Source organism: Pseudomonas cichorii (assembly GCF_003700275.1).
GTDB classification, from domain to species: domain Bacteria; phylum Pseudomonadota; class Gammaproteobacteria; order Pseudomonadales; family Pseudomonadaceae; genus Aquipseudomonas; species Aquipseudomonas cichorii_B.
In genome coordinates this window covers 1-10,287 of record NZ_RBRE01000020.1, presented here as the reverse complement: position 1 = coordinate 10,287, position 10,287 = coordinate 1, and the positions used below count along the sequence as shown (strand labels likewise).

General features: G+C 61.8%; 3 protein-coding genes. All 3 read right to left on the bottom strand.

Features of this window, described 5'->3' with window-relative positions:
* Window positions 1-2,878, bottom strand: a 2,878-nt coding sequence (locus ALQ04_RS05875) for an amino acid adenylation domain-containing protein (protein WP_122314915.1), incomplete at its 3' end; no start/stop codon positions are given.
* Window position 2,879: 1 nt separating this feature from the next.
* Window positions 2,880-9,335: a non-ribosomal peptide synthetase gene (locus ALQ04_RS05870; RefSeq protein WP_122314914.1), complete on the bottom strand. Its 6,456-nt coding sequence runs from the start codon at window positions 9,333-9,335 to the stop codon at window positions 2,880-2,882.
* A 14-nt stretch (window positions 9,336-9,349) separates the two neighbouring features.
* A partial coding sequence (locus ALQ04_RS05865; protein WP_147466567.1) for a phosphopantetheine-binding protein occupies window positions 9,350-10,287 on the bottom strand: 938 nt, incomplete at its 5' end.

Below are 10,287 nucleotides of genomic sequence, written 5' to 3'. Positions count from 1 at the left end.
CGCTCAGTTGTTCGCGCAGGGCTTCAACCTGAAGCGTCGCGCCGGCAGCCGCCACGCAATAGGCCACCAGTTGCAGGCGGGACTCGTCGCTTTCCAACGGTTGCGCCAGCACCACGGCTTCAGCCACGCCATCCAGAGCTTGCAGTACCTGACCGACTTCACCCGGTTCGACCCGGTAGCCGCGAATCTTCACCTGATCGTCAGCACGGCCCAGATATTCCAGCAGACCATCCACCCAACGCGCCCGGTCACCAGCACGGTACAGGCGCTCGCCATCGCCTTCCGGGTCCGGCACGAAGCGCTCGGCGGTCATCGCCGCGCGTCCCAGATACCCCTGGGCCAGACCGCTGCCGCCCAGATACAACTCACCGGCGACACGCTCGGCCAGCGGGTTCAGCCAGGCATCCAGCACCCGCGCCTTGCCGTTGGCCAGTGGCTGGCCGACCGGCACGCTGCGGCAGGCATCCAGTCTTTCCTGCACTTCATGAGTCAGGATGCCGACCGTGGTTTCGGTCGGGCCATAATGGTTGACGATCCGGCACCCCGGCTTGAGGCTGCGGACCTGCTCGATCAAGGCCCAGGAACTGGCTTCGCCGCCCAGAATCAACATCTGCCCCGGCAGTACATCTGCCGACTTCGCCGCCTGCAACAGACCTTGCAGATGACTTGGCACGATCTTCAATACTTCGACCTGATGCTCGGCCATATAGGCGGCAAAACCATCGGGGTCGAATGCCTGCTCGTGGGACAGCAGGTGCAGTTGCCGACCGGACGCCAGTGCTCCGAACAACAGGGTATGCCCAAGGTCAGCGGCAACCGTGGAAACCATGGCCATGCTCGCCCCGGCGCTCAGCGACAGACGCGCCAGCACGCCCTGCACATAGTTGGCCAGCGCGCCATGGCTGATGACCACGCCTTTGGGCTGCCCGGTGGAGCCGGAGGTGTAGATGATGTAGGCAGGCTGTTGCGGCGCCACTTGAATGTGCAGCGGGCTCGCATCGACTGCCGCCCACTGGCTGGCGTCATACGCCAGCACCGGACAGACGCCGAGGCTCGCGGCCTGGTGGTCGTCACGGGCGTGGAGCAACAGCGCAGCACCGCTGTCCCTGGCCAGTTGCTGCAAACGCTCGGCCGGTTGCCGGGTATCCAGCGGCAGGTACACCGCGCCCAGTTTCAGCACTGCCAACAGGCTGACCGCCCACTCCAGCGAACGGTCCAGACACAGTGCGACGGTCATGCCCGAGGCAATGCCTTCGCCTTGCAGGTAACGGGCAAACTGGTTGGAACGCTGCTCCAGTTCGGCATAACTCAACACTTGCTGACCAAAGCGCAATGCAGGCTTGTCCTGTCCGGCTTGCAGGCCTGCCTGCCACAGGCTGAGGAAGTCGGAACGGGCAAAGTCGGCTGCACGAGGTATGACTGGAGCCGCAACGGCCAGGGGATGATCCGCCAGTCGCTCGCCGGAATGCGCCACCAGTGCTTCCAGCACGTTACGCAACGAGGTGGCGATACGCTCGATGGTCGCGGCATCGAACAGGTCGGTGGCGTAGGTGAAATAGCCGCGCAAGCCCGCAGGCGTATCGGTGAAGTCAAAAGCCAGGTCGAAACGGGCATCGCCGCCACCGACCGGGAATTCGGCCACGCTCAGCCCGGCTACCGAGGTAGCGGCATCGCCTTCATCGCCCGCCAATACATGCTGGTTGATCTTGAACTGGAACAACGGGTTGTGGCCCAGATTACGCTCGGGCGCCAGGGCATCCACCAGATGCTCGAACGGCAGTTCCTGATGGGACTGTGCACCCATCACCACGTTTTTCACCTGATCCAGCAACTCGACAAAGGTCTGGCGCTCATCCACCTGGACCCGCAAAACCTGAGTATTGATAAAGAAGCCGATCAGACCTTCCAGTTCGCTGCGGGTACGCCCGGCATTCGGCGCGCCGATGCGGATATCGGCCTGCCCGCTGTAGCGTGACAACACCACCGACAGCGCCGCCAGGGTCAGCATGAACAGGGTCTGACCGTTATTGCGCGCCAGATTCTTGAGCTGGGCGGAGAGTTTTTCCGGCATGTCGGCGCGCACAATGGCCCCGCGATAGCTCGATTGTACCGGCCGTTCGTGGTCCAGCGGCAGTTCCAGTAATGGATGCTCGCTGCCCAGTTGCTGTCGCCAGTACTCCAGTTGCCGCTCACCCTCCCCGGCCTCCAGCCAGGAACGCTGCCAGATGGCGTAATCGGCGTATTGAATCGCCAGTGGCGGCAGTTGCGCCGGCTGCCCGGCGACTTGCGCCTGATAGAGCTGGACGAATTCGCGAATCAATAACTCGCCCGACCAGCCATCGGAAACCACATGGTGCATGCACACGGTCAGCACATGTTCGGCTGCATTCAAACGGAACAGCCTGACCCGCAGCAACGTGCCGCTCAGCAGGTCGAAGGGCGTTTGCAACTCGGCCTTCACAAGAGACTGAATATCGTCGGCAGTGGCCGTTGCCACTTCCAGCGCAACCGTCGCCTGCTGGAGGATTTCCTGATGAAACTCGCCGTCCACCGACACGAACCGGGTGCGCAGGGTTTCATGGCGCTGCACCAGCAGATCGAGAGCCTGCGCCAGGCAGCGCTCATCCAGCGGGCCATCCAGACGCACCGCCAACGGCACGTTGTAGGCGATATTGTTCGGTTCCAGTTGCCAGAGAAACAGCATGCGCTGCTGCGCGTAGGACAACGGAATACGCTGCACGTCATGCCGGGTCACGGCAATCGGCAGCAGCCTGAAACTCTGGCCGGTCTCGCTCATCCTGGTGAGAATCTGCCGACGCTGCTCCACGGGCAGGCCAACGAAACGCTGGGCGATACGCTCTGCTGCAGACTTGTCCATGTCAGATACCCGCCATTTCGTTCATCATTTTTTCGATATCGGACAAACCGTCCTCGGTCAGCGACAAACCGCTGTTGGCAAATGCCTGGATAAATTCGTTCAATTGCGGTTTCTCGAAAATAAGGCGCAGGGGAACATCGATCCCCAGGCCTGAGTGGATTCTGGAAATCAGTTGGGCCGCCAGCAGCGAGTGTCCGCCCAGCTCGAAGAAGTCATCGGTCAGGCCGACTCGCTCGACCTTCAGCACTTGCGCCCAGATTTGCGCGACCTGACGCTCCTGCTCGGTACCCGGCGCCACGTAACTGCGCTGCAACTGACTGGCATCGGGCCTCGGCAGTGCCTTGCGGTCCAGCTTGCCGTTTGGTGTCAGAGGCATCTGCTGCAGCCAGACGAAGTGGCTGGGCACCATGTAATCCGGGAGCCCGGCCCGCAGATGGGCCTTCAGTTCGTCACGCAGGGCATCGGGATCCGGTCCCAGGTAGACAGGTATCACATAGGCCACCAGTTGCTTGCCCGCTGGCCCGTCGATATCGATGACCGCCACCTCGTGAATGTCGGCGTGTTGCAGCAGGCTGGCTTCGATTTCACCCAGTTCGATACGGAACCCGCGAATCTTCACCTGATGATCCAGCCGCCCGACGTACTCGATTACCCCGTCGGCGTGATAGCGCGTCAGATCGCCGGTGCGATACAGCCGCGAACCGGGCGGGCCGAACGGATCGGGAATGAAGCGCTCGGCAGTCAGCGCAGCACGCTGATGGTAACCGCGCGCCAGACCATCGCCACCAATCAGCAACTCACCGCGGGTGCCGACCGGCAATACATCGATAGCGTCGCTGACGATATGCAGACGGGTATTGGCCAGGGGACGCCCCAGCCAGATATCGTCACTGCAGGTCAGGTAATGACGTGCCGACCAGATGGTGGTTTCGGTCGGCCCGTAGACGTTCCACACATGCCCGGCCTGATCGATCAGGCGCTGGGCCAGTTCGCCACTCAAGGCTTCGCCGCCGCACAGCAGGGTCTTGCCGCGCAAGGCGTCTACCGGAATGCTGTCCAGCAGCATGCGCCAGGTCGACGGTGTGGCCTGGATCACGCTGACGCCCTGTTGCTGGATCACCCTCAGCAAGGCCTGCGGGTCCTTGTTTTCATCGGGGCGCAACAGCACCACCGCAGCGCCGCGCAACAGCGGCAGGTACAACTCAAGGCCGGCGATATCGAATGACAGCGAGGTCAGCGACAGGACCCTGTCTTCGGACTTGAGCCCCGGCTGATCGGCCATGCTGCAGAGGAAATTGACCAGGGCCCGATGGCTGACGGTCACACCCTTGGGCTGTCCGGTCGAGCCCGAGGTGTAGATCACATAGGCCAGATTGTCCGGATCAGCCTGAGGGACAAGGCTCTCGCTGCCGTAAGCCTCAAGCCACCCTTCGTCCTGATCCAGGCACAGACTCTGGACCCCGGCCGGAATCGGCAGACGTTCACGCAATCCACTCTGGGTCAGCAGCAATTGCAGGCCGCTGTCTTCGATCATGTAGGCCAGACGCTCCTGCGGGAAATCCGGGTCCAGCGGCACATAGGCCCCACCGGCCTTGAGTATCGCCAGCAGGCCGACGACCTGCTCCAGACTGCGCTGAACCGCGACGCCCACCAGCACATCCGGACCGACGCCCAGTTCGCGCAGTTTGTGAGCCAGTTGATTGGCGCGACGGTTGAGCTGGCGATAGCTCAACTGCTCACTGCCCAGCAACAGCGCCGGAGCCTCTGGCGTGGCCCGGACCTGAGCTTCGATCAAGGCTGGCAGGCACTGTTCGCTCGGGTAAGCGGCAGCGCTGTCGTTCCATTCCTGCAGGATCTGCTGACGTTCGGCTGCGCTCTGCATCGGTAGCTCGGCAACCCGTTGCCCGGCATTGGTGCAGATGGCTTGCAGCAGTGTCAGCCAGTGCTCGGCCATGCGCTGGATAGTAGTGCTGTCGAACAGCGCCGTGGCGTAGGTCAGCCCGACGCTCAAACCGCCAGCATGCTCGGTGGTGCCAAGGGTCAGGTCGAACTGCGCCGCATGGCTGTCCGACTCAAGATTCTGCACGCTCAAGCCGGAGACTTCGCGAACCTCGGCATTGCCCTGGGTCTGGTGATTGAACATCACCTGGAACAACGGACTGTGGCTCATGCTGCGCTGGGGCTGCAAGGCTTCCACCAGTTGCTCGAACGGCAGTTCCTGATGAGCCTGGGCCTGCAAGGCAGCCTGTTTGACCTGCTGCAACAGTTCGCTGAAGGTGGTGTGCAGATCGAATTCGGCACGCAGCACCTGGGTATTGACGAAGAAGCCGATCAGGCCTTCGGTTTCGGCACGGGTGCGGTTGGCAATCGGTACGCCGACCCGAATATCGTTCTGCCCCGAATGGCGATGCAGCAGGCTCTGGAAAGACGCCAGCAACAGCATGAACAGCGTCACGCCCTGCTGATGCGCCACGCTGCGCAGGCTATCGAGCAGGCCGTTCTCCAGCTCCAGGCCCAGCCGGGCACCGGCATGGCTTTGCACGATGGGGCGTGGACGATCGGCGGGCAATTCCAGAATCGGTTGTTCGTCGCCGAGTTGTTGTTTCCAGTACCCCAGTTGCCGGGCCTGTTCGCCCGCTTCCATCCAGTTGCGCTGCCACAAGGCGTAATCGGCATATTGAATCGCCAGCTCACCCAGATCGACCTCGTGGCCCTGGCTGTAGCCTTCATACAAACGCACCAGTTCGTCGACCATGATCGGCATCGACCAGCCATCGGAGACGATATGGTGCTGGGTCAGGATCAGGACATGCTCGTCCCTGGCCAGATTCAGCAGCTTGACCCGCAACAGCGGACCTTGCTGCAGATCGAAAGCGCCCTGCACTTCCTGCTGCACACAGGCTTGCAGGGCCTGGCCGGCAGGAACCTGGCCGACAGGCAGGGTAAATACCGAAGCGGGATGCACGACCTGCACCGCCTGTTCGCCGTCCTGGCGGAAAGTGGTGCGCAGGGTTTCATGACGGGCGATCAGCGCCGTAAAACTCTGTTCCAGCGCTTCGATATCCAGCGCGCCGTTCAGGCGCAAGGCAACCGGCATGTTGTAGGCGCTGCTGTGTGGCTCCAGTTGCCAGAGGAACCACTGGCGCTGCTGGGCGTAGGACAGGCTCAGCGGCTTGTTGCGATCGGCCTTGAGCAAACGGGGAGCCTGGCTGGTCTGGCCTTGATCCGCAGCCGTGGCAAAATCGCCCAGGCTTTGCGCTTCAAACAGGTCACGCAATGACAGCTCGACGTTCAGTTGCTGACGGATGCGGGAAATGACCTGAGTCGCCAGCAGCGAGTGCCCGCCCAGCTCGAAGAAGTTGTCGTGCAAACCGACCCGCTCGACTTTCAGCACATCGGCCCAGATCGCCGCCAACTGCTGCTCCAGCTCGCTCTGCGGTGCCACGTAGCTGTTCTGCAACTGGCTGGCATCCGGCGTGGGCAAGGCCTTGCGATCCAACTTGCCGTTGCCGGTCAGCGGCAAGGTGTCCAGCACCACGAAATGGGTCGGCACCATGTAGTCCGGCAAGTGCGCCTTGAGCTCGGCTTTCAGTGCCTCGCGCAGGCTTTGCGGATCGACGCTCGGGTCCTGTGGCACCAGATACGCGGCCAGTTGGCCGTCCAGCGCGAGAACGACAACTTCACGGACACTGGACTGCGCCTGCAAGCGGGCTTCGATTTCTCCCAGCTCGATGCGGAAACCGCGGATCTTCACCTGATGGTCGATACGACCGGCGTATTCGATCACGCCTTCGGCCCGGTAACGCGCCAGGTCGCCGGTGCGGTACAGACGGCCTCCGTCCTTCGAGAACGGGTCCGGCACAAAACGCTCGGCGGTCAGCGCCGCACGGTTGTGATAACCCCGCGCCAGACCGGCATGACCGATATGCAGTTCGCCACTGCAACCCTGTGCCACCGGGTTGAAATCCGCGTCCAGCACGTACCACGACAAATCCGGAATCGCCTCGCCAATCGGGCTCGCGGCACTCAGGGTGTCGGTCCGGGTGATCGGACGATAGGTCACGTGGACCGTGGTTTCGGTGATGCCGTACATGTTGATCAGTTGCGGCGTCTGATCGCCGAAGCGCTCGAACCATGGGCTCAGACTGGAAACCTCCAGTGCTTCGCCGCCGAAGATCACCGAACGTAGCGCCAACGAAGCTGGAGAATCGCAAGCCACGCGCATCAATTGCTTGAACGCCGATGGCGTCTGGTTCAGGACCGTGACCTGTTCCTGCACCAGCAAGGCATGGAAATCTTCCGGCGAACGGCTTACTTCGCGGGGCACGATCACCAGACGTCCGCCGTGCAACAGCGCGCCAAAAATCTCCCACACCGAGAAGTCGAAAGCGTAGGAGTGGAACAGGGTCCAGACGTCCTTTTCATCGAACTTGAACCAGTCATCGGTGGCGGCAAACAGACGCATCAGGTTGTGATGCGGCAGCAGCGTGCCTTTTGGCTTGCCGGTGGAACCCGAGGTGTAGATCACGTAGGCCAGGTTATCCGGAGTCGTCAGATTGACCGGGGTGCTCTCGGCATAACCTTGCAGCGAATCGTTCAGCGACAGCACCTGGAGTTGCGCAGGAACCGGCAGGCGCTCGCGCAGATGATCCTGGGTCAGCAACAGGGCAATGCCGCTGTCGTCCATCAGATAGTTCAGGCGCTCCTGCGGCGAATCCGGGTCCAGCGGCACATAGGCGCCACCGGCCTTGAGGATTGCCAGCAGGCCGACGATCATTTCCAGGCTGCGCTCCACTGCCAGACCGACCCGCACATCCGGGCCGACGCCCTGCTCGCGCAGTTTGTGGGCCCACTGGTTGGCGCGGCGGTTGAGCTGTTCGTAGCTCAATTGCTCGCCGTTCAGGCTCAGGGCAATCGCCTGCGGTGCTCGGGCAGCCTGTGCTTCAATCATCTGATGAGCGCATTGCTCGCTGGGGTAAACCGCAAGATCGCGATTCCAGTCCTGCAGCGTCTGTTCGCGCTCGGCAGCGCTCAACATCGGCAGATCGGCAATGCGTTGCTGGATATCGGAGCCCATGGTTTGCAACAGATTGCGCCAGTGCGCGGCCATGCGCTCGATGGTTGGCGCATCGAACAGATCGGTGGCGTAGATCAGCGACGCAGCAAGGCCGTCTGCACGCTCACAGGTGTCCAGCGTCAGGTCGAACTGTGCGGTGTGTTTGTCCGACACCTGATATTCCAGACGCAAGCCCGGCAACTGGCGTGCCTCGTTGCGCCCCTGGGTCTGATGGTTATAGGCAACCTGGAACAACGGGCTGCGGCTCAAGTCGCGCTCCGGCTGCAAGGCCTCCACCAGTTGCTCGAACGGCAGATCCTGATGGGCCTGAGCCTGCAAGGCTGTCTGCTTGACCTGCTGCAATAACTGGCCAACCGTAGTCTGCGCTGCGAACTCGGCCTTGAGCACCTGGGTGTTGACGAAAAAGCCGATCAGGCCTTCGGTTTCGGCGCGGGTGCGGTTGGCAATCGGCACGCCCACTCGCACATCGGCCTGCCCGGTATAGCGATGCAGCAGGGTCTGGAACGAGGCCAGCAATAGCATGAACAAGGTAACACCTTGTTGGCGGGCCACGTCCTTCAAGCGCCCCAGCAGCACGGCATCAAGTTCGACATTGATGCGTGCGCCGGCATGGCTGCGTACTGCCGGACGTGATCGATCAGTCGGCAACTCCAGCACTGGCTGCTGATCGCCCAACTGTTCTTTCCAGTAACTCAGTTGACGCTCCTGCTCGCCCATTTCCAGCCAGTTGCGCTGCCACTGCGCGTAGTCGGCGTACTGGATCGGCAAGGGCGTCAGGGCAGCCTCATGGCCCTGGCTGTCGGCTTCATAGAAACGCAGCAGTTCCTCGACCATGATAGGCATCGACCAGCCATCGGAAACGATATGGTGCTGAGTCAGGACCAGAACATGTTCGGCGTCGCCCAGGCTCAACAGCCGGACCCGCAACAACGGTCCCTGCTGCAGATCGAAAGGCTGCTGCACTTCGTGCTCGACATAGGTTTCGACCGTCTCACCGGCCTGCAAGCGGTCCACGTTCAGGGTGAAAGGTGTGGCCGGATGAACGACTTGCAGCGCTTCGTCGCCTTGCTGCTCAAAGGTGGTGCGCAGGGTTTCGTGACGCTCGATCAGCAACTCGACACTGCGGCGCAATGCTTCGACATTCAGAGCCCCGTGCAGGCGCAGGGCCAGGGGGATGTTATAGGCAGCGCTGTGGGGTTCCAGTTGCCAGATGATCCATTGCCGCTGCTGGGCGTAAGAGAGCGCAGCAGGTTGCTGCGACTCTCGCTTGAAGATTGGCGTGACGGCGTAGAGATTCACCCCCTGTCGCTTCAGCAGTACCGCCAGCGCCTTGCGTTCACGGGCGGACAGCGATTTCACGGACTCAAGCAACTCTTGCACGGGGGTATCTCCTGCTAAGCAATCAAATTATCAATTTCCTCCGCTGATAAACGTTTGAGTGCCTCCAGTGATTTAGTCAATTCGTCCTGTGCGTGATCACTTTTGCCATTTTTTTGTTGAATGACCGCACTGATACCCGCCAGCGACGGCTGCTCGAACAGTTCCTTCAGGGACACCTCATGCTGCAATTGCTCGCGCACGCGGACCAGCATCTGCACGGCGATCAGCGAATGCCCACCCAGCTCGAAGAAGTTGTCGTGCAAACCGACCCGTTCGACTTTCAGCACATCGGTCCAGATCGCTGCCAACTGCTGCTCCAGTTCGCTCTGCGGTGCCACGTAGCTGCTCTGCAACTGGCTGGCATCCGGCGTGGGCAAGGCCTTGCGATCCAGCTTGCCGTTGCCGGTCAGCGGCATGGCGTCCAGTACCACGAAATGGGTCGGGATCATGTAGTCCGGCAAGTGCGCCTTGAGCTCAGCTTTCAGTGCCTCGCGCAGGCTTTGCGGATCGACGCTCGGGTCCTGTGGCACCAGATACGCGGCCAGTTGGCCGTCCAGAGCCAGAACGACAACTTCACGGACACTGGACTGCGCCTGCAAGCGGGCTTCGATTTCTCCCAGCTCGATGCGGAAACCGCGGATCTTCACCTGATGGTCGATACGCCCGGCGTATTCGATCACGCCTTCGGACCGGTAACGCGCCAGGTCGCCGGTGCGGTACAGACGACTTCCGTCCTTCGAGAACGGGTCCGGCACAAAACGCTCGGCGGTCAGCGCCGCACGGTTGTGATAACCCCGCGCCAGACCGGCATGACCGATATGCAATTCGCCACTGCAACCCTGTGCCACCGGGTTGAAATCCGCGTCCAGCACGTACCACGACAAATCCGGAATCGCCTCGCCAATCGGGCTGGCGGCACTCAGGGTGTCGGCCCGGGTGATCGGACGATAGG